The organism is Microbacterium sp. NPDC056052 (genome assembly GCF_042266785.1).
Classification (GTDB): Bacteria; Actinomycetota; Actinomycetes; order Actinomycetales; family Microbacteriaceae; genus Microbacterium.
In genome coordinates this window covers 1-24709 of record NZ_JBHJWV010000006.1, presented here as the reverse complement: position 1 = coordinate 24709, position 24709 = coordinate 1, and the positions used below count along the sequence as shown (strand labels likewise).

Annotated in this window: 18 protein-coding genes; 8 read left to right on the top strand and 10 right to left on the bottom strand. The window is 70.6% G+C overall.

Features of this window, described 5'->3' with window-relative positions:
* Nucleotides 1–12: 12 nt before the first annotated feature.
* Complete coding sequence (locus tag ACFC1J_RS12425; protein ID WP_375906271.1) at nt 13–2067, top strand: bifunctional aldolase/short-chain dehydrogenase; 2055 nt, start codon at nt 13–15, stop codon at nt 2065–2067.
* Nucleotides 2064–3491 carry a rhamnulokinase family protein gene (locus ACFC1J_RS12420; RefSeq protein ID WP_375906268.1) on the top strand — a complete coding sequence of 476 codons (1428 nt, stop codon included), beginning with the start codon at nt 2064–2066 and terminating at the stop codon, nt 3489–3491. Before ACFC1J_RS12425 ends, ACFC1J_RS12420 begins: the two co-directional genes overlap by 4 nt.
* Nucleotides 3492–3544: 53 nt before the next feature.
* On the opposite strand, the gene ACFC1J_RS12415 is transcribed toward ACFC1J_RS12420, so the two are convergent.
* Nucleotides 3545–4273 (bottom strand): hypothetical protein, encoded by a 729-nt coding sequence (locus ACFC1J_RS12415; RefSeq protein ID WP_375906265.1) that lies wholly within the window; start codon nt 4271–4273, stop codon nt 3545–3547.
* A 91-nt stretch (nt 4274–4364) separates the two neighbouring features.
* On the opposite strand from ACFC1J_RS12415, the gene ACFC1J_RS12410 reads away from it, so the two are divergent.
* The gene (locus ACFC1J_RS12410; RefSeq protein ID WP_375906264.1) at nt 4365–4973 is read left to right on the top strand and encodes a hypothetical protein; all 609 of its coding nucleotides are present in this window, start codon (nt 4365–4367) and stop codon (nt 4971–4973) included.
* Between the two features lie 122 nt (nt 4974–5095).
* Here the strand turns inward: ACFC1J_RS12410 and rpoC are convergent, their stop codons facing one another.
* Nucleotides 5096–8962, bottom strand: a complete 3867-nt coding sequence (gene rpoC / locus ACFC1J_RS12405; protein WP_375906261.1) for a DNA-directed RNA polymerase subunit beta' — start codon at nt 8960–8962, stop codon at nt 5096–5098.
* Nucleotides 8963–9029: 67 nt separating this feature from the next.
* Nucleotides 9030–12530: a DNA-directed RNA polymerase subunit beta gene (locus ACFC1J_RS12400; RefSeq protein WP_375906258.1), complete on the bottom strand. Its 3501-nt coding sequence runs from the start codon at nt 12528–12530 to the stop codon at nt 9030–9032.
* Nucleotides 12531–12819: 289 nt separating this feature from the next.
* Here ACFC1J_RS12400 and ACFC1J_RS12395 point away from each other — a divergent pair, with 289 nt between their 5' ends.
* Entirely contained in the window at nt 12820–13734 is a 915-nt protein-coding gene (locus tag ACFC1J_RS12395) for a sugar kinase (protein WP_375906254.1), read from the top strand.
* Between the two features lie 38 nt (nt 13735–13772).
* On the opposite strand, the gene ACFC1J_RS12390 is transcribed toward ACFC1J_RS12395, so the two are convergent.
* From ACFC1J_RS12390 to ACFC1J_RS12370, 5 genes are read right to left on the bottom strand one after another with little or no spacing between them, the layout of a single operon-like run.
* Entirely contained in the window at nt 13773–14630 is an 858-nt protein-coding gene (locus tag ACFC1J_RS12390; protein WP_375906251.1) for a MurR/RpiR family transcriptional regulator, read from the bottom strand.
* 31 nt (nt 14631–14661) lie between these two features.
* Nucleotides 14662–16185 (bottom strand): glycoside hydrolase family 3 protein, encoded by a 1524-nt coding sequence (locus ACFC1J_RS12385; protein WP_375906249.1) that lies wholly within the window; start codon nt 16183–16185, stop codon nt 14662–14664.
* 2 nt (nt 16186–16187) lie between these two features.
* Nucleotides 16188–16961 carry a carbohydrate ABC transporter permease gene (locus ACFC1J_RS12380; RefSeq protein WP_105687687.1) on the bottom strand — a complete coding sequence of 258 codons (774 nt, stop codon included), beginning with the start codon at nt 16959–16961 and terminating at the stop codon, nt 16188–16190.
* A 56-nt stretch (nt 16962–17017) separates the two neighbouring features.
* On the bottom strand, nt 17018–17998 hold the full coding sequence (locus tag ACFC1J_RS12375; protein WP_375906246.1) for a carbohydrate ABC transporter permease: 981 nt from the start codon (nt 17996–17998) through the stop codon (nt 17018–17020).
* 12 nt (nt 17999–18010) lie between these two features.
* Nucleotides 18011–19312 carry a sugar ABC transporter substrate-binding protein gene (locus tag ACFC1J_RS12370; protein ID WP_375906243.1) on the bottom strand — a complete coding sequence of 434 codons (1302 nt, stop codon included), beginning with the start codon at nt 19310–19312 and terminating at the stop codon, nt 18011–18013.
* A gap of 186 nt (nt 19313–19498) precedes the next feature.
* On the opposite strand from ACFC1J_RS12370, the gene ACFC1J_RS12365 reads away from it, so the two are divergent.
* From ACFC1J_RS12365 to ACFC1J_RS12350, 4 genes are all read left to right on the top strand, one after another.
* Nucleotides 19499–20365, top strand: a complete 867-nt coding sequence (locus ACFC1J_RS12365; protein WP_375906240.1) for a spermidine synthase — start codon at nt 19499–19501, stop codon at nt 20363–20365.
* A gap of 153 nt (nt 20366–20518) precedes the next feature.
* Nucleotides 20519–21046 carry a hypothetical protein gene (locus tag ACFC1J_RS12360; RefSeq protein ID WP_375906237.1) on the top strand — a complete coding sequence of 176 codons (528 nt, stop codon included), beginning with the start codon at nt 20519–20521 and terminating at the stop codon, nt 21044–21046.
* 124 nt (nt 21047–21170) lie between these two features.
* The gene (locus tag ACFC1J_RS12355; RefSeq protein WP_375906234.1) at nt 21171–21659 is read left to right on the top strand and encodes a SprT-like domain-containing protein; all 489 of its coding nucleotides are present in this window, start codon (nt 21171–21173) and stop codon (nt 21657–21659) included.
* Complete coding sequence (locus ACFC1J_RS12350; RefSeq protein WP_375906231.1) at nt 21656–22252, top strand: hypothetical protein; 597 nt, start codon at nt 21656–21658, stop codon at nt 22250–22252. The genes ACFC1J_RS12355 and ACFC1J_RS12350 overlap by 4 nt, the downstream gene beginning before the upstream one ends.
* Here ACFC1J_RS12350 and ACFC1J_RS12345 read toward each other — a convergent pair.
* Together ACFC1J_RS12345 and ACFC1J_RS12340 are read right to left on the bottom strand one after the other, a co-directional pair.
* Entirely contained in the window at nt 22176–23636 is a 1461-nt protein-coding gene (locus ACFC1J_RS12345; RefSeq protein ID WP_375906228.1) for an FtsX-like permease family protein, read from the bottom strand. The genes ACFC1J_RS12350 and ACFC1J_RS12345 overlap by 77 nt on opposite strands.
* Nucleotides 23633–24490, bottom strand: a complete 858-nt coding sequence (locus ACFC1J_RS12340) for an ABC transporter ATP-binding protein (RefSeq protein ID WP_375906225.1) — start codon at nt 24488–24490, stop codon at nt 23633–23635. The genes ACFC1J_RS12345 and ACFC1J_RS12340 overlap by 4 nt, the downstream gene beginning before the upstream one ends.
* Nucleotides 24491–24709 lie beyond the last annotated feature (219 nt).

The window sequence follows — 24709 nt, the reverse complement described above, 5'->3', positions numbered from 1 at the left end:
CAAGGAAAAGACATGACCTCCCCCACCGCCGCCGCGCTGATCGCGCGCAGCAACCGCCTGGGCGCCGACCCGAAGAACACGAACTACGCGGGCGGGAACACCTCCGCGAAGGGCACCGATACGGATCCCGTCACCGGCCAGCCGGTCGAGCTGCTCTGGGTCAAGGGCTCGGGCGGCGACCTGGGCACGCTCACCGCGCAAGGGCTGGCCGTGCTGCGGCTCGACCGCCTGCGCGCGCTCCGAGACGTGTATCCCGGGGCGGATCGCGAGGACGAGATGGTCGCCGCGTTCGACTACTGCCTGCACGGGAAGGGCGGAGCCGCGCCGTCGATCGACACCGCGATGCACGCGCTCGTCGATGCCGCGCACGTCGACCACCTGCACCCCGACAGCGGCATCGCGATCGCGACCGCGGCGGACGGGGAGCCGCTCACGGCGGCGATCTTCGGCGGCAGGGTGGCGTGGGTGCCGTGGCGGCGGCCCGGGTTCCAGCTGGGGCTGGACATCGCCCAGGTCAAGGCCGAGAACCCCGACGCGGTGGGCTGCATCCTGGGCGGGCACGGCATCACGGCGTGGGGCGACACGTCCGAGCAGGCCGAGGCGAACTCGCTCTGGATCATCGAGACCGCCGCCGCCTACATCGCCGAGCACGGGGACCCGGCCCCGTTCGGCGGCGTCCGTGCCGGGTTCGAGGCCCTCCCCCCGGGCGCGCGCCGCGAACGCGCCGCTGCCCTCGCCGGAACGATCCGCGGCATCGCCTCGACCGACCGGCCCATGGTCGGTCACTTCACGGACGCCGACGTCGTGCTCGACTTCCTCTCCGCCGAGAAGGCTCCGGCGCTCGCCGCGCTCGGCACGAGCTGCCCCGATCACTTCCTGCGCACCAAGGTCAAGCCGCTCATCCTCGACCTGCCCGCGACCGCGACGGCCGAGGAGCAGATCGCGCGCCTGCACGAGCTGCACGAGCAGTACCGCGCGGACTACCAGGCGTATTACGACGCGCACGCCACGGCAGGCTCGGCGACCGAGCCCGCGTCCCCCGCGATCCGCGGCGCGGATCCGCTGATCGTGCTCGTGCCGGGGGTCGGCATGTTCTCCTACGGCGCGAACAAGCAGACCGCGCGCGTCGCGGGCGAGTTCTACGTCAACGCGATCAACGTGATGGCCGGCGCCGAGGCGCTTTCGACCTACTCCCCGATCTCGGACGCGGAGAAGTTCCGCATCGAGTACTGGGCGCTCGAAGAGGCGAAGCTGCAGCGGATGCCGAAGCCGAAGACCCACCAGGGCCGGATCGCGTTCGTGACCGGCGCCGCCTCCGGGATCGGCAAGGCGATCGCCACCCGCCTCGCGGCCGAGGGCGCCTGCGTGGTCGTCGCCGACCTCGATCTCGAGAAGGCCCGGGCCGCGGCCGCCGAGCTCGGGAACGCCGATATCGCGATCGGCGTGGCCGCGAACGTCGCCGACGCCGACGCCGTGCAGGCGGCCCTGAACGAGGCCGTGCTCGCGTTCGGCGGCGTCGACCTCGTCGTGAACAACGCGGGCCTGTCGCTGTCCAAACCCCTGCTGGAGACCACCGAGAAGGACTGGGATCTGCAGCACGACGTGATGGCAAAAGGATCCTTCCTCGTCTCCAAGGCTGCGGCCCGCATCCTCATCGACCAGAAGCTCGGCGGCGACATCGTCTACATCTCCTCCAAGAACAGCGTCTTCGCCGGCCCGAACAACATCGCCTACTCCGCCACCAAAGCCGACCAGGCGCATCAGGTGCGGCTGCTGGCCGTCGAGCTCGGCGAGCACGGCGTGCGCGTGAACGGCATCAACCCCGACGGCGTCGTGCGCGGATCCGGGATCTTCGCGTCGGGCTGGGGCGCGAACCGCGCCGCGACCTACGGCGTCGCCGAGGAGGACCTCGGCCAGTTCTACGCGAACCGCACGATCCTCAAGCGCGAGGTCGTGCCGGAGAACGTGGCCGACGCGGTCTACGTGCTCACCGGCCCCGAACTCAGCCGCACCACCGGCCTGCACATCCCCGTCGACTCCGGCGTCGCCGCCGCGTTCCTGCGGTGAGCGCGACCACGACCCCTCGCGCGTTCGCCGCCGTGGATCTCGGCGCCACGAGCGGACGCGTCATGATCGGCCGTGTCGGAGCGGACCTGCTCGAGCTCGAGCAGGTGGCACGGTTCCCGAACGGGCCCGTGCAGCGGGCCGACGGCCTGCACTGGGACATCGAGGCGCTCATGGAGCACGTCGTCGAGGGCCTCGCCGAGGCGGTGCGCCGCGAGCCGTCGATCGAGAGCATCGGCATCGACACCTGGGCGGTCGACTACGGGCTGCTGCAGGGCGGCGCGCTGCGGGGCGAGCCGTTCCACTACCGGGACGAACGCGGCGCCCGCGGCGTCGACTTCGTCCACGCGCGTGTTCCGTTCGCGGAGCTGTACGCCCGCAACGGCCTGCAGTTCCTGCCGTTCACCACGCTCTACCAGCTCGCCGCGGACGACCGTGCGGCCGAGGCCGAGGCCGCGCTGCTCGTCCCCGACCTCGTCGCCCACCGGCTCACGGGCGTCCGCGTCGCCGAGCGCACGAACGCCTCGACCACGGGACTGCTGGGCGTGCACGACCGGGAATGGGACGTCGCGCTCGCGGAGCGGATCGGGATCCGCACCGACCTGCTGCCGGCGCTCATCGATCCAGGCCAGCGGATCGGGCGCCTGCTTCCCGTCGTCGCGGCGCGGATCGGAGCGGATCTGCCCGTCGTCGCCGTCGGCTCGCACGACACGGCCTCGGCCGTCGTCGCCGCCCCACTCGCCTCCCCCTCCGCGGCGTACATCTCCTGCGGCACCTGGGGCCTGGTCGGGCTCGAGCTCGAGGCGCCCGTGCTCACCGACGCCGCGCGCGACGCGGGCTTCACGCACGAGCTCGGGGTCGACGGACGGATCCGCTTCCTGCACAACGTGACGGGGCTGTGGCTGCTCACCGAGACCGTGCGGGCCTGGGCGGCCGAGGACGGCGCACCCATCGATCTGCCGGAGCTCCTGGAACGGGCCGCCGCCGCGGAACCCGGCCTGCCCGTGTTCGACGCGAACGATCCGTCGCTGAGCGCGCCCGGCGACATGCCCGCGCGCATCGGCGCCGTCGTCCGCGCGACCGGCGCCGAGCCTCCCCGAGACCGCGGCGCGTTCGTCCGCATGGTCGTCGAGTCGATCGCCCAGGCGTTCGCCGACGCCATCGGAACCGCGGCGGAGCTCGCCGGCCGGACGATCGACGAGATCCACCTCATCGGCGGCGGATCCCTCAACCGGCTGCTCTGCCAGGCGACCGCGGATCGGTCCGGCCTGCCCGTGCTCGCGGGTCCGGTGGAGGCCACCGCGCTCGGCAACGTGCTCGTGCAGGCCCGCGCGGCGGGGGTCTTCGGCGCGGATACCACCCTCGAGGAGCTGCGGGAGCTGGTCCTCCGCACGCATCCGCCCGTGCGTTACGCGCCGCGGCGCTGAGCCGGATCTGACGCAGCCAGGCCCGGCGCGGCGCCCGTCGCAGCGCCCTGGGATCAGGTCGCGATGCGGGCGATCCGGGCTTCGAGCCCGTGCCAGTCCGGAGCCGGGGCGTGCGCGGCGGGCGGATCCGGCAGGAGCCGCACCGGCGCGTGGCGGTACGTGCCCGCGACGATCGAGGCGGGCAGCAGTATGGCCGAGGGCGCAGCGGCGACGGCGGGCCGCGCGAGCCCTTCGACTTCCGGCGCCTGCGCGTCATCCTTAGACGACTGCGCCGCTTCCGGAGCGGCCACGACGGAACCACCTTCCCCAGGAACGGACCCCTCGGACGCCTCCGCAGGCTTCATGGATGCACCCAGCCCGAACGCGGCCAGTACCTCGTCGCGCACCTCGGCGATCGTCGAACCCTCGCGATCGCGGAAGTCCACGATCAGGTCGGCCTCCGCCTGGGCGGCCAGCGACCGGCGGGTGTCCGTGAACACGCTCTCGCCGCGGCGCAGCTCGACCTCGACGCCGCCGCGGTCCCGCACGATCGAGCGACGCAGCGTGCCCTCCGGCGCGGGGACCGGCACGAGGCGGATGCCGCGATCCTGCAGCGCCGAGCGGATCCGGTCGCCGTCGGCGTCCTCCGCGACCGGCGCGACGACGGTCAGGGCCATCGCATGTCCGAGCAGGGCGGTGGCGAGCTCCACGGCGTCACCGGTCACGCGCTCGCGCACCCCGCCGGGGTCACGGATCTCATCGACCCGCGCCTCGCCCACGACCACAACCCGATGCTCGGTCATGCCGCCCCCTCTCTCCGGATGATCCGGAGTCCTCCCAGGCTACTCCGGAGCGCCGCCCGGACCGGCGAACCCCGGGCCCTATCCTGGCGCCATGAAGACACGCAGCGTCGCGGTCGCTCTCACCGCGCTCGCCCTCGCCGCCGCTCTGGCCGCGTGCAGCCCGACGACCCCCGACGCCACGCCCGGCGGGACCCCGTCGGCGTCCGAGTCGGGTCCGGCATCGTCGACGAAGACGCCGGCGCCGGGGAAGAGCGGATCGCCGACCCCCACCCCGACCCCGACCCCGGTCGCGCTGCCGAAGGACTGCACCGCGATCCTGTCCGCCGACGTGCGCGCCCAGCTCGGCGACATCCCGTTGAACTCCCCCGCGTTCGGGCCGAGCGGCGTGCAGTCCGACGGGAGCCTGATCTGCATCTGGGCGGATCCTAAGGCCGACACGACGAACATCACCACGACGATCTCCCGCAAGGCCCGCGGCGAGGCGCTGGACATGCTGAACGGCCTCGTCAAGACCGAGGGCTACAGCTGCTACACACCGGACAAGGGCACGCGCTGCGAGAAGGAGTGGCAGGACCCGACCTATCCGGTCACCGATGGGCGCACGCTGTTCTGGCGCGACGACGTGCTCATCGACACCCGCTATTCGAACCTCGCCCCGGCGGGCTACACCTCGAGCATCGTGGCGAGCATCTTCCCCTGAGCCGGAACCGCCGATCCACGAATCCGGATCCCGAATACGCGAAGACCCCCGGATCCGTGTGGATCCGGGGGTCTTCGTCAGACGATCAGTCCGTCACCCGCTCACGCGGGCGCGCACCTCGATCAGTTGTAGGTGCCAGGCGTGATGTCGTCGGTCGAGAACGCGTCGAAGTCGACGTAGCCGAAGTCTCCGTCGGCGTACGCACCGTCGGATGCGAAGATCCGGTTCGGGTAGCGCTCGCTCTTGGCCTCCTCGGTCGCCTCCACCGTGATGTCGCGGTAGCGGCGCAGGCCGGTCCCCGCGGGGATCAGCTTTCCGATGATGACGTTCTCCTTGAGGCCGACCAGCGGGTCGCTCTTGCCCTCCATGGCGGCCTGCGTGAGCACGCGGGTCGTCTCCTGGAAGGACGCGGCCGACAGCCACGACTCGGTCGCGAGCGACGCCTTCGTGATACCCATCAGCTCCGGGCGACCGGACGCCGGGCGCTTGCCCGCCGCGACGGTCTCACGGTTGACGTCCTGGTAACGACGGGCGTCGAGCATCTCGCCGGGGAGCAGGGTCGTGTCGCCGTGGTCGACGACGGTGACCTTGCGCAGCATCTGGCGCACGATGACCTCGATGTGCTTGTCGTGGATCGGCACACCCTGGGAGCGGTACACGCCCTGCACGCCGTTGACGAGGTAGCGCTGCACCTCGCGGGCGCCCATGACGCGCATGACCTCCTTGGGGTCGAGCGTTCCGACCTGGAGCGGCTCGCCGACGACGACGTGCTGGCCGTCCTCGACGAGGAGCGTCGCACGCTTCAGCACCGGGTAGACCACTTCCTCGTCGCCGTTGTCGGGCGTGAGGATGACCTTCTTGGACTTGTCGGTCTCCTCGATCGTGATGCGGCCATCGGCCTCGGCGATCGGGGAGGCGCCCTTCGGGGTACGCGCCTCGAAGAGCTCCTGCACACGGGGCAGACCCTGCGTGATGTCACCGGCGGAGGCGAGGTGGAAGGTACGCATCGTCAGCTGCGTTCCGGGCTCACCGATCGACTGGGCCGCGATGATGCCGACGGCCTCGCCGATGTCCACCGTCTTGCCGGTGGCCAGCGAGCGGCCGTAGCACTGCGCGCAGACGCCGACCGCCGAGTCGCAGGTCAGCACGGAGCGGACCTTGATGGTCTCCACGCCGAGCGCGACCAGCTTGTCGATGAGCACGTCGCCGACGTCCTCACCGGCGCTGGCGAGAACCTCGCCGGCCTCGTTCACGACGTCGGACGCGAGCGTACGGGCGAACACGGAGTTCTCCACGTTCGCGTCGCGCACCAGCTCGCCGGCGCTGTTCGGCGCGGCGATCGGCAGCTCCAGGCCCTTCGACGTGCCGCAGTCGTCCTCACGGATGATGACGTCCTGCGAGACGTCCACCAGACGACGGGTCAGGTAACCCGAGTCGGCGGTGCGCAGAGCGGTGTCGGCGAGACCCTTACGGGTACCGTGCGTGGCGATGAAGTACTCGGCGACCGACAGGCCCTCGCGGTACGAGGAGATGATCGGACGCGGGATGAGCTCACCCTTGGGGTTGTTCACCAGACCGCGCATACCCGCGATGTTACGGATCTGCAGCCAGTTACCACGGGCGCCGGAGGAGACCATCCGGTTGATGGTGTTGTCGGTCGGGAAGTTCGCCATCATGGCCGCCTGGACGTCGTCCGTCGCCGCGGTCCAGATCTGGATGAGCTCCCGACGACGCTCGGCGTCGGTGATGAGGCCCTTGTCGTACTGACCCTGGACCTTCTCGGCCTGCTTCTCGTAGCCCGCGACGATCTCGCCCTTGTTCGGCGGGGTGACGACGTCGCTGAGCGCGACGGTCACGCCGGAACGCGTGGCCCAGTAGAAGCCGGCGTCCTTGATCCGGTCCAGCGACGCAGCCGTCTCGACCTTCGGGTACTCCTCGGCCAGCTTGTTGACGATCTGGGACAGCTTGCCCTTGTCGGCGACGCCGCGCACGAAGGGGTAGCCCTTCGGGAGCGTGTCGTTGAAGATCGCCTGGCCGAGCGAAGTGTCCACGAGGCCGTGGCGCTCGTAGCCCTCGGGGGCCTCGCCCTCGAGGAACGTCAGACCCGGGATGCGGATGCGGACCTTGGCCTGCAGGTCGAGGGTGCCCTCGTCCTTCGCCAGGATCGCCTCGCCCACGGAGCCGAATGCACGTCCCTCGCCGACGGCGCCTTCCTTGACCGTGGTCAGGTGGTGCAGGCCGATGATCATGTCCTGCGAAGGCAGGGTGACCGGGCGGCCGTCGGACGGCTTGAGGATGTTGTTCGAGGCGAGCATCAGCACGCGGGCCTCGGCCTGAGCCTCGACCGAGAGCGGCAGGTGCACGGCCATCTGGTCACCGTCGAAGTCGGCGTTGAACGCCGCGCAGACGAGCGGGTGCAGCTGGATGGCCTTGCCCTCGACGAGCTGCGGCTCGAAGGCCTGGATGCCCAGGCGGTGCAGGGTGGGGGCGCGGTTCAGCAGCACGGGGCGCTCGCGGATGATCTCCTCGAGCACGTCCCAGACCTCGGGGCGCATGCGCTCGACGGCGCGCTTCGCGGCCTTGATGTTCTGCGAGTGGCCCAGGTCGATCAGGCGCTTGATCACGAACGGCTTGAACAGCTCGATCGCCATCGTCTTGGGCAGACCGCACTGGTGCAGCTTGAGCTGCGGGCCGACGATGATGACCGAACGGCCCGAGTAGTCCACGCGCTTGCCGAGCAGGTTCTGGCGGAAGCGACCCTGCTTGCCCTTCAGCATGTCGCTGAGGGACTTCAGGGCGCGGTTGCCGGTGCCCGTGACGGGACGACCGCGGCGGCCGTTGTCGAACAGCGCGTCGACGGCCTCCTGCAGCATGCGCTTCTCGTTGTTCACGATGATCTCGGGGGCACCGAGGTCGATCAGACGACGAAGACGGTTGTTGCGGTTGATCACGCGGCGGTACAGGTCGTTCAGGTCGCTGGTCGCGAAGCGGCCACCGTCCAGCTGCACCATCGGGCGCAGCTCCGGCGGGATCACCGGCACGACGTCGAGCACCATGGCGGCCGGGCTCATGCCGGTCTCCAGGAACGAGTTCACGACCTTGAGGCGCTTGATCGCACGGATCTTGCGCTGACCCTTGCCCTCGGAGATCTGCAGGTGCAGCTTCTCCGACTCGGCCGCGAGGTCGAAGGCCGCGAGGCGGCGCTGGATCGCCTCGGCGCCCATGTGGGCCTCGAAGTACTGGCCGAACCGGTCCTGCAGCTCGTGGAAGACGTCGTCCTCGGGACGGAGGGCGCCCACCTCGAGGGTGCGGAAGTCCTCCCACACGCGCTCGAGCTTGACGATCGCCTCGTCAGCGCCCTTGCGGATCAGGGACATCTCCTTCTCGGCGGCGTCCTTGACCTTCTTCTTGGCGTCGGCCTTGGCCCCCTCGGCCTCGAGGGCCGCGAGCTCCTCCTCCAGCTTGGCCAGGCGCTCCGCGATCTTGGCGTCGCGGCGGTCGCCGAGCGTCTTCAGCTCGAGGCGGATGTTGTTCTCCTGGGTCGCCAGGTCGCGGTGACGCGCGTCCTCGTCGACCGAGATGACCATGTACGCGGCGAAGTAGATGACCTTCTCGAGGTCCTTCGGCGCCATGTCCAGCAGGTAGCCGAGGCGCGAGGGCACGCCCTTGAAGTACCAGATGTGGGTGACGGGGGCGGCGAGCTCGATGTGGCCCATGCGCTCACGGCGCACGGAGCTCTTGGTGACCTCCACGCCGCATCGCTCGCACACGATGCCCTTGAAGCGCACGCGCTTGTACTTGCCGCAGGCGCACTCCCAGTCGCGGGATGGGCCGAAGATCTGCTCGCCGAAGAGGCCGTCCTTCTCCGGCTTCAGCGTGCGGTAGTTGATGGTCTCGGGCTTCTTGACCTCGCCGTAGGACCACTTGCGGATGTCGTCTGCGGTGGCCAGACCGATGCGAAGCTCATCGAACGTTGTTGCGTCGAGCACTAGTTCTCCTGTGTCTCAATAAAAACTGTTGATTGAGGGCCCGAGGGCCCGTCGAATCGGTTCTGGCTCAGATCTCGTCGATCGAGGCGGACTCGAAGCGGCTGGAGATGTTGATCCCCAGCTCCTCGGCGGCGCGGAAGGCCTCGTCGTCGGTGTCGCGGAGGTTGACCGCCGTGCCGTCGGCCGAGAGGACCTCGACGTTCAGGCAGAGCGACTGCATCTCCTTCATGAGCACCTTGAACGACTCCGGGATGCCGGGCTCCTGGATGTTCTCGCCCTTGACGATCGCCTCGTAGACCTTGACGCGGCCGAGGATGTCGTCGGACTTGATCGTGAGGAGCTCCTGCAGCGCGTATGCGGCGCCGTAGGCCTCGAGCGCCCACACCTCCATCTCACCGAAGCGCTGGCCGCCGAACTGGGCCTTACCGCCGAGCGGCTGCTGGGTGATCATCGAGTAGGGGCCCGTCGAACGCGCGTGGATCTTGTCGTCGACGAGGTGGTGGAGCTTCAGGATGTACATGTAGCCCACGGAGATCTGCCCCGGGAACGGCTCGCCGGAGCGGCCGTCGAACAGGGTGGTCTTACCGGTCGAGTCGATCAGGCGCACGCCGTCACGGGTCGGCAGCGTCGAGTCGAGCAGACCGGAGATCTCCTCCTCGCTGGCGCCGTCGAACACCGGGGTCGCGACCTTGGTGCCGGGGGCGACGTCGAACGCCTCCTCGGGAAGGCGCGCGGCCCACTCCGGGTTGCCCTCGATCTTCCAGCCCTGTGCGGCGATCCACCCGAGGTGGGTCTCCAGCACCTGGCCGAAGTTCATGCGACCCGGGATGCCGAGCGGGTTCAGGATCACGTCGACCGGGGTGCCGTCGGCGAGGAACGGCATGTCCTCGACCGGCAGGATCTTCGCGATGACGCCCTTGTTGCCGTGACGGCCGGCGAGCTTGTCGCCCTCGGTGATCTTGCGCTTCTGGGCGATGAAGACCACGACGCGGCGGTTGACGCCCGAGCCGAGCTCGTCGTCGCCGTCCTCGGCGTTGAACTCCTTGACCGCGATGACGGTGCCCTGCTCGCCGTGCGGCACCTTCAGGGAGGTGTCGCGGACCTCGCGGCTCTTCTCGTTGAAGATCGCGCGGAGCAGGCGCTCCTCGGCCGAGAGCTCGGTCTCGCCCTTCGGGGTGACCTTTCCGACGAGGATGTCGCCGGGGCGGACCTCGGCGCCGATGCGGATGATGCCGCGCTCGTCCAGGTCCTTCAGGAGCTCCGGGCTGACGTTGGGGAGGTCACGGGTGATCTCCTCCTTGCCGAGCTTCGTGTCGCGCGAGTCGACCTCGTACTCCTCGATGTGGATCGAGGAGAGGGTGTCGTCCTTCACCAGGTCCTGGCTGAGGATGATCGCGTCCTCGAAGTTGTGGCCCTCCCACGTCATGAAGGCGACGAGGAGGTTCTTGCCGAGCGCCAGCTCGCCGTTCTCCGTGGCGGGACCGTCGGCGATGACCTCGCCGACCTCGACGCGCTCACCGGCCGAGACGACGACCTTCTGGTTGTAGGACGTGCCGTGGTTCGAGCGGTCGAACTTGCGGAGGTAGAACTCCTGCGTGCCGCCCTCGTCGAGCATGACCACGACGCGGTCCGCGGAGACCTCGGAGACCACACCGGCCTTGTCGGCGGTGATCACGTCACCGGCGTCGATGGCGGCGTAGCCCTCCATACCGGTGCCGACGTACGGCGACTCGGAACGGAGCAGCGGCACGGCCTGGCGCTGCATGTTGGCGCCCATGAGCGCGCGCTGCGCGTCGTCGTGCTCGAGGAACGGCACGAGCGAGGTCGCGACCGACACCATCTGGCGCGGGGAGACGTCGATGTAGCCGATCTCGTCGGGGAGGAACATGTCGACCTCGCCGGATCCGCCCTTGGGGCGGGCCAGCACGTGCGCCTCGGTGAAGCGGCCATCCGCGTCGAGCGGGGCGTTCGCCTGGGCGATGTTGAAGTCGACCTCCTCGGCGGCGGTCAGGTAGTCGATGTGCTCGGTGACCTTGCCGCCCTCGACCTTGCGGTACGGGGTCTCGATGAAGCCGAACGAGTTGATCCGCGCGAACGTGGCGAGCGAGCCGATCAGACCGATGTTCGGGCCTTCCGGGGTCTCGATCGGGCACATGCGGCCGTAGTGCGAGGGATGCACGTCGCGGACCTCGACGCCGGCGCGGTCGCGGCTCAGACCACCGGGGCCGAGGGCCGAGAGGCGGCGCTTGTGGGTCAGACCCGCGAGCGGGTTGTTCTGGTCCATGAACTGCGACAGCTGCGAGGTGCCGAAGAACTCCTTGATCGCGGCCACGACGGGGCGCACGTTGATCAGGGTCTGCGGGGTGATCGCCTCGATGTCCTGCGTGGTCATGCGCTCGCGGACGACGCGCTCCATGCGGGACAGGCCGGTGCGGACCTGGTTCTGGATGAGCTCGCCGACGGCGCGGATGCGACGGTTGCCGAAGTTGTCGATGTCGTCGGTCGCGAGGCGGATCTCCGCCTTCTTGCCACCGCGGATGCCCTCGAAGGTCTCCACGTTCGCGTGCAGGCGCACCAGGTACTTGATCGTCTCGACGACGTCCTTGACCGTGAGGACGGACTCGTCCAGCGGGGTGTCCAGGCCGAGCTTCTGGTTGATCTTGTAGCGACCCACCTTGGCCAGGTCGTAGCGCTTGGCGTTGAAGTAGAAGTTGTCCAGCAGCGCGCGGGCGGCCTCGGCGGCGACCTGCTCGCCCGGACGGAGCTTGCGGTAGATGTCGCGGAGCGCGTCCTCCTTGGTGAGGATCGTGTCCTTCGCCAGGGTCTCCTCGATCGAGGCGAAGCCGGCGAACTCGGCGAGGATCTCCTCGCTGGTGAGACCCAGCGCCTTGAGGAAGACGGTGACGGACTGCTTGCGCTTGCGGTCGATGCGCACGCCGACCTGGTCGCGCTTGTCGATCTCGAACTCGAGCCAGGCGCCGCGGGACGGGATGACGCGCGCGGAGACGATGTCCTTGTCGCTCGTCTTGTCGGGGGTCTTGTCGAAGTAGACGCCCGGGGAGCGGACCAGCTGCGAGACGACGACGCGCTCGGTGCCGTTGATGATGAAGGTGCCCTTGGCGGTCTGCAGGGGGAAGTCGCCCATGAAGACCGTCTGGGTCTTGATCTCACCGGTCTGGTGGTTCATGAACTCGGCCTCGACGTAGAGCGGGGCCGCGTAGGTCTTGCCGCGCTCCTTGCACTCCTCGATGGAGTACTTCTCGGGCTCGAGGTACGGGTTCGTGAACGAGAGCTGCATGGTCTCGCTCAGGTCCTCGATCGGGGAGATCTCCTCGAAGATCTCCTCCAGGCCGCTGGCCTGCGCAAGGTCCTTGCGGCCGGCCTTCTTGGCCTCCGCGACGCGCTGCTTCCAGGCCTCGTTGCCCACGAGCCAGTCGAAGGACTCGGTCTGCAGGGCGAGCAGGTCGGGGACCGTCAGCGTGTCGGAGATCTTGGCGAACGAGAGGCGGGAGTGGCCGCGTCCGTTCTTGGTGGTGGTGGGGGTGGATGCGTTGCGAGCAGCAGCCAAGGGAATAACCTCCGTGAGCCCCGAAGGGCGTCTCGATTCCTCGTCGTCAGGTGAGTGCGCCGCGTCACACGGCCGCACGCTGAAGGCGCTCTGTCGAGGAGCGAGGACGTACGGAGTCTGCCGACCACCATATGAGGGCAGGGAGGAGCGAGGCGCAAATATCAACTATAGGCCCGAAATCGCGACATGTCCAGCGCGATTCTTGACCTTCTGCCCCGAGGGGGGTATAACCACGAGCGCGCGGCGCCCGGACGCGTGCAGGCCACCTGGATCCGGTATCGTCGCGAACGTGCCCGAAACACCGTTGATCGCCTGCTTCGGCGAGGGCCTGGTGGCGCTCGTGCCCACCACGGCCGGTCCGCTGGAGAGCAATCGGACGTTCCAGCGCTCCCTGGCGGGCGCGGAGTGGAACGTCGCGCTCGCGGTCGCCTCGGCCGGTTCCCGTGCCGCCGTGGTCTCCCGGGTGGGCGATGACGGCTTCGGCCGCTTCCTGCTCGCCGAGCTCGTCCAGCACGGCGTCGACGCCTCCGCGGTCGAGATCGACCCCGCGGCCCCAACGGGACTCTACGTGAAGGAGCTCTCGGCCGAGGGCGAGGGGCCCGTGCAGAGCGCCATGCACTACTACCGGGCCGGATCCGCGGGCAGCCGGATCTCCCCCGCGACCCTGCACACGCCGGCCGCGGAGCGGGTGCTCGCCGATGCGGCCCTCGTGCACACGACCGGGATCACCCCCGCGCTGTCCGACGGCGCCCGCGCCGCGCAGGACGAGCTGTTCGCCGAGCGCGGCGACAGGCTGATCGGCTTCGACGTGAACTGGCGCCCTGCGCTCTGGCAGGGCCGTGAGGACGAGGCCCGCGAGCTGCTCGGCGGTTACCTCGCCGCGGCCGACGTGGCGCAGTGCAGCGCGCACGACGCCGAGGCCGTCTTCGGCACCGGGGATCCGGACCGCCTGCGCGCGCTGTTCCCCGCGCCCCGGCACCTCGTCGTCACGCGGGACGACGGCGCCACCGCGTTCGACGGCGCAGAGCGCGCCGACGCCCCCGCCACGCCGTCGACGGTGGTCGAGACGATCGGGGCCGGCGACGCCTTCGCGGCGGGCTTCCTCGCCGGAGTGCTCAGCGGGCTGTCGCTGAGCGGTTGCGTGGCCAGGGCCAACCGCATCGCGACCCGTGCGCTGGGGAGCACCCGAGACCACGTGGGCTGAGCAGGCCTCCCCGCCGGAGTCAGTCCGCCCCGCGGGCGTCAGACGCCGCGCACCGCACGACGGGTCGCGCGCAGCGGCCCCGTCACCGTCTCCCCGCGGTGCTGCACGACGCGCACGAACAGCAGGTCGAGCACCGCGAGCTGTGCGATCCTGCTCGACATCGCGGCCATCCGCAGCGGCGATTCCTTGGCCCGGGTGCCGAGCACCACCTCGGCCACGGCGGTGATCGGGGATCCTGGGGCGTTGGTCAGGGCGACCGTGAAGGCCCCCGCCGCGCGCGCCACCTCGGCGGCCCTGATCGTCTCCGCCGTCGCGCCGTCATGGGACACCGCCAGAGCGACGTCCTCCGCCCCGAGCAGCGAGGCACCCGTGATCGCGATGTGCGGATCCGGCGAGTGCACGGCGACGCATCCGATCCGGGCGAGCTTGAGCTGCATGTCCTGCGCGGTGAGCGACGAGGCGCCCTGCCCGAACAGGTGCACCTGCCTCGCGCCCGCGATCGCCGCGGCGACGCGGTCCAGCGCGGCGAAGTCGAGGCCGGCGACGGTGTGCTCGATCGCGCCGATCTCACTCGCCGCCAGCTTGGCCGCGACGGCCTCCACCGGGTCGCCGGGGTCGATGACCGCGTCGTCGAAGCCGAAGCGCTCCTGCTCGGCCTGCGCCCGCGCCACCGCGCCCGCGAAGGCGACGCGCAGCTCGCGGTACCCGCTGAAGCCGAGGGTCTGCGAGAAGCGCGCGACGGTCGACAGCGACGTGCGGCAGAGCTGCGCGAGGTCCGTGATCGCGAGATCCACGACGAGGGTCGGATCCGCGAGCACGCGCTCGGCGACCCTCGCCTCGGCAGCGCTCAGCCTCGGCAGCGCTCCGCGCACCACGGCGAGGACGTCTGCGTCCATCACACCCCCTCTGCCGCCCGAAGGGAGCGGATCATCGCGCGATGCCGACGAGCCTCTCTCGGGCGAGCTCGGCGCCGATCCTACTCGCGGAACCCACCTCGATCACCGGAACGCCCACGTCCTCCGCGGGAAGCCCGACGTTCACCGCCACGACATCGACCGCGCGCGCGGCGAACGCGGTGACGAGCGCGCGCTGCGCGGGGTCCGTGTCGATCCGGTCCACGAGCAGCGCGATCCGCCGGCCCTCGGCCTGCGCGAGCGCCGCGTCGACGGCCGCGCCGCGCCGCGCCTCGTCCAGGCGCGCGGAGTCGAGGCGCACCCTCGCGGCTCCCGCGGCGAGCGCCTCCGACACGTAGCCGGCGGCACTGTCCACGGCGAGCGTCGAGCTGCGGCGGGCGTCGACCACGAACGGGGCACCCGCGGTCGTCAGCCCTCCGCGCACGCGCAGCGCGCGGCGCACGATGCCGGGGCCGTCGTAGGCGGCGGTTCCCGCGGCCTCCGCAGACGCCGGTGCGGCGAGCTTCGCCGCGAGCCGCGCGACCCTGGCACCGGCCTCGGCCACCCGCTCCCGGGACAGGGACCCGTTCCGGAGCGCCGCGACGATCGCGTCCCGCGCGGTGCGGTAGTCGTGCTCGTCCTGATCCGGCAGGGCCGCCGCGCCGGGGTTCGTCGGGTTGCCGATGCAGAGCAGGTCCGCCCCCGCGGCGAGCGCGAGCACCCCTCCCCCGCCGATCCCGACCGACTCGCGGATCGCCGCCATGTCGAGCGCGTCGGTGATGATGACGCCCTCGAATCCGGCGCCCCGCAGCATGCCCAGAACGCGCGGGTTGAGCGTGGCGGGCTCCTCGCCCCACGCGGGGACGACGATGTGCGCGGTCATCACGGCGTCCACGCCGGCGGCGATCGCGGCGCGGAACGGCGCGAGGTGCACGCGCTCGATGTCGGCCGGATCCACGGCGATGCGCGGCAGGTCGTGATGCGAGTCGACGTGCGTGTCGCCATGCCCCGGGAAGTGCTTGACGCAGGCGGCCACGCCGCCCGCCTGGATGCCCTCGACGGTCGCGACCACGTGCCGCGAGACCAGGTCCGCGTCGGCGCCGAACGCGCGCACGCCGATGACCGGGTTGCGCGGATCCGTGTTCACGTCCGCGACCGGCCCCAGCACGACATCGGCGCCCACCGCGCGCACGCGGCGGGCGAGCTCTGCGCCGGTCGCCTCGGTCGCGGCCACGTCGTCCAGCGCGCCGAGCTGCGCGGCGCCGGGGAGGGTGGACCCTGTCGCGGCCTCGAGGCGGGTGACGCTGCCGCCCTCCTCGTCGATGCCGATGAGCGCCTGCGGGTTCGCGGCGCGGATCCCGGCGCTCAGGGCGGCGAGGTCCGGACCGATGTTCTGCGCGAAGTAGACCACTCCGGCGAGCCCGTGGTGCAGCGCCGCGTCGAGCCACGCCGGCACGGTGCGGCCGTAGAAGCCCGGCCACAGCACCGCGTTCGCGAGGCGCTCGAGCTCCGCGGTCCCGGCGTCGCCCTCTGAAACGTCGTCGTTCGCCTCTGCCACGCTCATCCCTTCACCGCTCCCGCGACGAGTCCCGAGGACAGGCGCCGCTGCACGATCACGAAGAAGATCATGACAGGCAGGGTGATGAGAGTGGAAGCGGCCATGATGCTCCCCCAGTCGTTGGAGTACTGGCCGAAGAACGACTTCAGGCCGATCGAGACCGTGTACTGGTCGGTTGCGCCGCCCAGCATCGTCATCGCGAAGATGAACTCGTTCCAGGCGGTGATGAAGCTGAACACGCTCGTGGCCACCAGGCCCGGCATCACGAGGGGCAGCAGCACCGAGCGGAACATCCGCCACCAGCTCGCGCCGTCGATGTACGCGGCCTCCTCGAGCTCGACGGGAACGGCCTGCACGAAGCCGCGCAGCATCCAGATCCCGAAGGCGAGCGACAGCGCCACGTACACGACCATGAGGCCGAGGATGCTGTTCAGCAGACCGAGGCTCTTCACCTGCAGGAACAGCGGGATGACGAGCGCCTCGAGCGGGACCATCTGCACGATGAGGATCATCAGCAGGATCGCGGTGCGGAACTTGAAGCGGAAGCGCGCGACCGCCACGGCGGCCAGCAGGCAGACGAAGCCGCTCACGAGGACCGTGACGAGCGCGACGATCACCGAGTTGCGCAGGAACGTCGCGAAGCCGCCGTCCGTGAGCACGAAGGCGAAGTTGTCGAGGGTGAACTCCTTGGGCAGGAGCGACTGGCCGCCGCTTGAGGCCTTCTTGTCGAAGGCGCTGGAGACCATCCAGTACACCGGGAACAGCGTGAACAGCATCACGGCGACGACCGCGATCACGATGCCGATGCGGCCGAGAATCGGATGACGCGATTTCACAGCTCGTCCTCCTTCATGAGGGAGCGGATGTACACGATCGTGATCCCGAGCAGGACCAGGGTGAGCAGCACCGCGAGCGCGGCGCCGAAGCCGTAGCGGTTCTGGCCGAAGGACTCCACGTACGACCACACGCCCAGGTTCAGCACCGTGCGGTTGCCGCCGTTGCCGCCTGGCATCAGATAGACCTGCGCGAAGACCTTGAAGTCCCAGATCGTGGAGAGGATGATCACGACGGAGAAGACGGGCTTGAGGGTGGGGAAGATGATCTTCCAGAACCGCCGCCAGGCGCCGGCGCCGTCCAGCGCCGCGGCCTCGAGCATCTCCTTGGAGACGCCGAGGAGGCCCGCGAGCACGGTCACGGCGACGAACGGGAAGCCGTGGTGCACGACGTTCAGCAGCACGATCGCGTAGAACGACCACTGGTTCGTGAACCAGTTCACCTGTCCGTCGATGAGACCGAGGTCCTTGAGGACCGAGTTGAACACGCCCTTGTCGGCGTCGAAGATCCACACCCACACATAGGTGCCGGTGACGGCGGGCATCGCCCAGGCGACCATGATGCAGCTGGAGACGATCGTGCGCCACACCGTGCCGAGGCGGGCCAGCAGCAGCGCGACCAGGGTGCCGACCGTGACGGTGACGAACACCGCGACCACGGCGAAGCCCACCGTGTTGGGCAGGACCACGGTCCACAGGGTCTTGTCGGTGAGCGCCTCGACGTAGTTGTCGAACCCGATGAAGTTGGTCCGGCCGGTGTTGATCTCACGCAGGCCGTAGTCCTGCAGCGAATAGATCACGACCTGGACGAGCGGCCACAGCATGAGCGTGGCCAGGATGAACAGGCCGGGTGCGAGCAGCAGCCACGGCCGCGCGGTCACCCAGCTGAGCTTCTTCTTCCGCGACGGCGGGCCGCCGGCCGCGGCCCCGGAGACGGACTCCGAGGACGCGGCCGGCCGTGGTGCGTGCACCGTGGACATACGTGGTTCCGATTACTTCTTGTTGAGCAGGTCGGTCATCTCGGACGCAGCGTCCTTCGAGGCCGCCGCGACGTCCTTCTGACCGCTGAGGATCGCCTGGATCATCGAGTTGGTCGTCTTCTTCGCCTGCACGGCGCCGAAGTTCGGGGTCACCGGCACCGAGGCGCCGCCCTCGACCATCTGCTTCGCGAACGGCGCGACCAGGGGGTCCGTCGACTTGAGGGACTCGGCCATGGCCGACTGCACGCCCGGGAAGTAGCCGGTCTCATCCGCCCACTGCGTGGCGAACTTGCCGGTGGTCATCATCTTCACGAACGCCCACGCGAGGTCGGGGTTCTTGGTGTTGTTGAAGATCGACAGGTGCGAGCCGCCGAGGACCGAGGGGGCGATGCCGCCGTCCTTGCCCGGGATGACCGCGGCGCCGAGCTTGCCCTTGAGCTCCGGGTTCTTCTCGATGAGCGACTTGGGCGTCCAGGATCCGGAGAGCATCATCGCGACGTTGCCCTGGCTGAACGCGTCGCGCAGATCGGTCTCCTTCCAGGTGGTCGCGCCGGCGGAGGAGAAGCCGTGCTTGAGCGCGAGGTCGGTGTAGAACTGGATGCCCTCCTGCGACTTCTTGCTGTCGAGCTGGCTCGTCCAGGTCCCGCCCTTGTCGGTGGCGACCTCGCCGCCCGCACCCCAGACCCACGGGTACACGAGGAACTCGGCGTCGCCGGGGACCGGGAACGCCATCATCTCGGGGTGCGCGGCCTTGATCTTCTCGCCGGCGGCGACGATGTCGTCCCAGGAGGTCGGCGCCTTGAGGCCGAGCTCGTCGAAGACGTCGGTGCGGTAGACGATCGAGCGCACACCGGCGTACCAGGGCATGCCGTAGAGCTCCTTGTCATAGGTGCCCGCGACCTTGAGGCCCTCGACGAGGTCCTTGGACAGGCCCTTCTCCGCGTCGACGTACTTGTCGATCGGCAGCAGCGCGCCGGCGTCGGCGAACTCGGCGGTCCAGGTGGTGCCGGTCTCCGCGACGTCGGGCGTGGTGCCGCCGGCGATCGAGGTCACGAAGCGGTCGTGGGCGTCCGCCCACTGCACCTCCTCGACCTTCACGTCCGCGCCGGTCTCCTTCTTGAACTCCGCCGAGACCGCGTCGTAGAACGCGGAGGAGTCGGGGTTGGTGCCCTTCATGATCCAGACGTTGAGCGTCTTGCCCTTGCCGTCGACGGGACCGCTGGTGGCTGCGGGGGTGCTGCCGCCGGAGCAGGCTGCCAGGCCCAGCGTCGCCACGACGCCGAGTGCCGCGACGGACAGAATGCGCTTGTGCATCGGGGAATCTCCTCTTTGAAACCGCTGGGCGAACGCTCCAGTAGGAAAAAGTATCCACGCTGAACAAACTCTCTGCAAGTTTCTTCCAAGCCTGTGATCGAGCCGTGACCTGCACGCCCCGCCCGCCATGCGGGCGCGGATCCATCGGCGGCGACGCGCACGACCGCACCGCCGTAGGCTCGTCGCATGGGCAGAGCGCGCGCGAAGGACACCGAGCATCCGGCCGCGCGGCTGGCATCCGGCGGGATCGCGCGGGTCGTCCCCGCGGAGTTCGGCGGCGGCTTCGAACTGCTCATCGAGGACACTCCGCAGTCCCACGTGGACCTCGCGGATCCCACCCACCTGCACTTCGAGTACATCGTGCGGATGGGCGCCCTGATCGACCAGCTCGCCTCCCCCGGCGCGCCGATCACGGCCGTGCACCTCGGCGCCGGCGCGATGACCCTCCCCCGCTACATCGCCACGACCAGACCCGGATCACGCCAGCAGGTCATCGAGCTCGAGGCCCCGCTCGTGGAACTCGTGCGCGAGCACCTCCCGCTGCCGAGGGGCGCCGCGATCCGCATACGCATCGGCGACGCCCGCGAAGGCGTGCGCCGTCTTCCGCCGGCGCTGAGCGGGGCGGTCGACCTGGTCGTCGCCGACGTCTACTCCGGGGCGCAGACCCCCGCGCACCTCACCAGCGTGGAGTTCTACGCCGAGCTCGCCCAGCTGCTCGGGCCCGGCGGCGTCCTGCTCGTGAACGTCGCCGACGGCCCTGGGCTCGCGTTCGCGCGCCGGCAGGTGGCGACCATCCGCGCGGTGCTTCCCGAGGTCGCGATCCTCGCGGATGCGCAGATCCTGAAGGGACGCCGGTTCGGCAATCTCGTGCTCGCAGCCTCGAGGGGCCCGCTTCCGGCCGACGCCCTGCCGCGCATCCTCGCCGCGGGTCCGCACCCGGCCAAGCTCGCGCACGGCGCCGAGGTGATCGCGTTCGCGAAGGATGCGGCGATCGTCACCGACGCGACGGCGGTGGCCTCGCCCCGGCCGGATGCCGGGCTGTTCCTGCGCTGACGCCCTCCCGCTCCCGACGGTCCGCGGCACGGGGTGCCTCCCGATCCGGTACCAGAGGCCGGTTTCTCACGGCACGCCCTGGGGCCTTCCCGGATGCGCCGGATCGGCAGGCAGACTGGAGGGCACGGCGAAGCAGTGCAGGAGGACGGGCGCGTGGGCTACATCAAGGGATACGACCCGGACTCTCTGCGCGAGCTGGTGGATCCGTCCGAGTGCGAGGCGCGTCTGGACGAGATCGCCGACCTGCGCAGCCTGCCGTCGATGCTCGAGCGGGTGTGGCTGCTGAAGGTCCTCGACCGCCTGGACGACGCCCTCCGCCTCGCGGATGAGGCCGTGCGGCAGGCCCGCATGGCCGGTACCAGGAAGGATCTGCTGCGTGCGCGCGTCCTGCGCGCGACCGTGCAGCAGTACCGCGGCGCGCACGCCGCCGCGGACCATGAACTGGCCGCCTGCGTGGCCGAGGCGGAGGGGCAGGGCTGGGTTCCCATCGCCGCCTTCGCGCATCAGCACCGCGGCCGCAACGCCTTCGAGGCCGGCGACTACGACCAGGCCAGGGACAGCTTCAAGCGCACGGTGTTCCTGCGCCGTGAGGCCGGAGCCGATGACACGGCCCTCGAGGCGGCCCTGCTCGCCGTCGACACGGTCGAACGCCGCCGCGACCCGGTCGCGGTCAACGGCTGATGCGGCGCTGATCGACGGCTGACGAGGGCGTCGTCGACCGCCGACTCCGCCCTGCGCACCGCGCCGGGCGCTGATCCCGGGGCGTTCGCACCGCAATGTCGCCGGCGTCCCCTAACGTGAATGCATGGCCGAGTTGGAACGAGTCCGGATCTGGGGCGAAGCGCTCATCCGGCTGCATCTCGATCCGAGCTGGTCGTTCGGCTTCGACAACGCCAAGCGCCGGGCCGGCGCCTGCAACTACCGCGACAAGCGGATCACCGTCTCGCGCTATCTCGCCGCGCGATTCGAGGACGACGAGATCCACCAGGTGCTCCTGCACGAGGTCGCCCACGCCGTCGCCGGGCACGACGCCGCGCACGGCGTCGCCTGGAAGCGCGTCGCCCGCTCCCTGGGCTACGAGGGCGGGACGACGCACCACGGCGAGACCGCGACCGAGCTCGCCCCGTGGGTGGGCCGCTGTCCGACCGGCCACGTGACGTACCGGCACCGGCGACCCACGCGGGCGTCCTCGTGCGCGCGCTGCTCGCGACGCTACGACGAGCGCTTCCTCCTGGTCTGGACCCGCCGCGAGATCACCGCGGCCGACCGCCGGGCGGCGGTGATGCCGCGATGACGTCGACGAACCTGACGCTGCGGCACGTGCAGCTGAAGTTCCGGATCCCCGCGAGCGCCGACGCCGCCTGGGCGGCACTGCATTCGCCCGCCGTGCTCACCGCGCTCTACGCGCCGGTGATCGTGGTCGAGCCGCTCACGCACGCGGACGAGGGGTCCCTGCTGCACAGCGCGGTGCGACTGCGCCTGTTCGGGCGGCTCACCGTCGGCACGCAGCTGATCGGGGCGTACGACGAGGTCCGCGAGCACCGCGGCGAGACCGTGCGGATCCTGCGCGACAGCGGCATCCCGCTCACCGGGCCGCTCTCCTCGCTCGATGTCTGGGATCACCGCATGGCCGTCTCGGAACTGCCGGACGGCCGGGCGCTGTGGCGTGACCGGCTCGTGTTCGCGGGTCCCGGATCCCTCCTGCTGCTGCCCGTGCTCTGGGCGGCGTGGCAGTGGCGCGGATGGCGGATCCGCCGTCTGTCCCGCACCTGGGACAGGGCCGCGGAGAACCCCCGCGGCCCTGCGCCGCTCAGTCCGCGGCGAGCGCCTCGACCGGGGCGACGCGGGTCGCGAGCCGGGTCGGGGCGGCCGAAGCCACGAGCGTGAGCACGGCCGTGGCGGCGACGATCGCGACCACGGGCGCCCACGGCACGACCGGCGGGATGAGACCTGCCGGGTGGAAGTCGGGAAGCGACGGGACGGAGCCGAGCAGCGACTGCGCGGCGATCCAGCCGTAGGCGACGCCCAGCACGAGGCCGGTCGCGGTCGCGGCGATCGTCACGTGCGCCGCCTCGAGCAGCACCATGCGGCGCACCTGGCGGCTGCTCAGCCCGATCGCGCGGAGCAGGCCCAGCTCGCGCCGGCGCTGCACGACGCCGATCGTCAGCAGGTTGACCAGCCCGACCGCGGCGATCACCGCCGACACCGCGACCAGCACCATCATCACGGTGCCGAACGCGTCGAAGGGCGCGAAGAATCCGGGCGGCAGCTCCTCGGCGCTCGTGCGCACGAGGAGCGCCTTGGCCGACTCGAGGGCGACCGCGAACATCGTCACGAGCGTGACGCCCATCACGACGCCGATCGCCATGCGGCTGGACCGCTCGGGGTGGCGCAGCGCGTTCTCCGCGGCGAGTCGGGCGGTCGCGCCGCGACCGAAGAGGCGTCCGACGAGTCGCAGCACGGGCGGCATCACGAGCACGGACCCGATCGCCAGCCCGCTGAACGAGAACACGCCGCCGAAGAACGCCACCACCACGCCGAGCGGCGAGGACAGCCCCACCACGACGCCGCCGGCCAGCAGCACGCCGCCGAGCACGAACATCGTGATCGCCCCGAGATTCCTGGTCCCGCCGGCGCCGGCCTCGGCGACCGTGCGCTCGGCGGATCCGGCGAGCGCCTGGAGCGGGGTGACGGTCAGCACACGCCGGGATCCGGCCCAGGCGGCCAGCCACGTGGTCAGCGCGACGCCGACGGCGGGGATCAGCGCGCCAGGCTGCAGCGGCGAGAAGCCCTGCGGCGAGTGCTCGAAGACGACCGATCCGATCGCGGCGCCGCCCCAGCTCAGCAGGACGCCCGCGGCGAGCCCCAGCACGGCGCCGATGATGCCGACGGTGAGGCCCTGCCCCGCGACCTCCGACCGCTGCGACCGCGCCGAGGCGCCGATCAGCCGCATCAGCGCGATGCGCCGGGTGCGGCCGGCCACGATGGTCGCGAACGTGTTGGCGGTGACGATCGCGGCGACGTACATCGCCACGGCGGTGAGCAGCACCGAGAGGATCCGCACGACGTAGTCGAGGGTCTCGCTGTCGCCGAGGAAAGGATCGTTCTGCAGCAGGGCGCCCAGGTAGAACGTGGTGTCGACGAGGATGACGCCGAACGCGGCCGTGAGGGCGGCGACGAACACGCTCGAGCCCATGCCGCGCTCCCGTAGGAACGCGAGCCGCGAGGGGGTCAGCGGCGTCTCGAGCAGCGTGGGGGCGAGGGCGGTCATGCGAGTGCTCCACTCGGCTGCGCCACGGTCGCCGACGCGGTGGCCGCGGATGCGGCGGTCGTGGCTGGCGCGACGGTCGCGGGTGCGGCGGTCGGAGCCGGCGTGCCGCCGGAGAGCATGAGCGCGGCGATCTCGTCCGCGGTGCGGCGCGGGTGGTCGGCGACGATGCGGCCGTCGCCGAGGAACAGCACCCGGTCGGCGTAGCTGGCGGCGACCGCGTCATGCGTGACCATGGCGATCGACTGGCCCTGCTCGCGGCTCGCGGTGGAGAGCAGCTGCAGCACCTCGCGTCCTGAGGCGGAGTCGAGGTTGCCGGTGGGCTCGTCCGCGAAGACGAGGTCCGGCGCGGTGGCGAGCGCGCGGGCGATCGCCACGCGCTGCTGCTGCCCGCCGGAGAGCTGGTGCGGGCGGTGCCGTAGCCGCGGCCCGATGCCGAGGATCTCGACGAGGGAGTCGATCCGTGCCCGCTCGATCGCGGAGGGGCGCCGTCCGTCGAGCTCGAACGGCAGCAGGATGTTGCCGAGCGCGTCGAGGGTCGGCACGAGGTTGAACGCCTGGAAGATGAAGCCCACCCGGCGGCGGCGGAGGATCGTGAGGTCGAGGTCGCCGAGACCGGTGATCTCGGTGTCGCCGATCCACGCCCGCCCGCGGGTCGGGGTGTCCAGGCCCGCCATGATGTGCATGAGCGTGGACTTGCCGGAGCCGGATGCTCCCATGATCGCCGTGAACTGACCGCGGCGGATGCCGACGCTGACGTCGTCGAGGGCGCGCACCGCACCCTCGCCGGATCCGTAGGTCTTGGTGAGGTGCTGTACGCGGGCCGCAAGACCCAGGTCGGTCGTCGTGATCTCCATGTCTTCGACGCTAAGGATCCGCCCCCGTCCGCCGCGTCGCTCTCTGGATCCATCCCCGTACATCGCAAGGATGATCCCGCGCCCCTTCCCCGCATCTCCTACTTCCGAGTCGTCCCTGTGAGCGCACGCCAGGGGGTGCGCTCACAGGGACGCCTCCGGAGGGGGCGGGGCGCAGGCGGGGGTGGTCGGTGGGCGCGGGGGAGCGAACGCCCGCCCGAT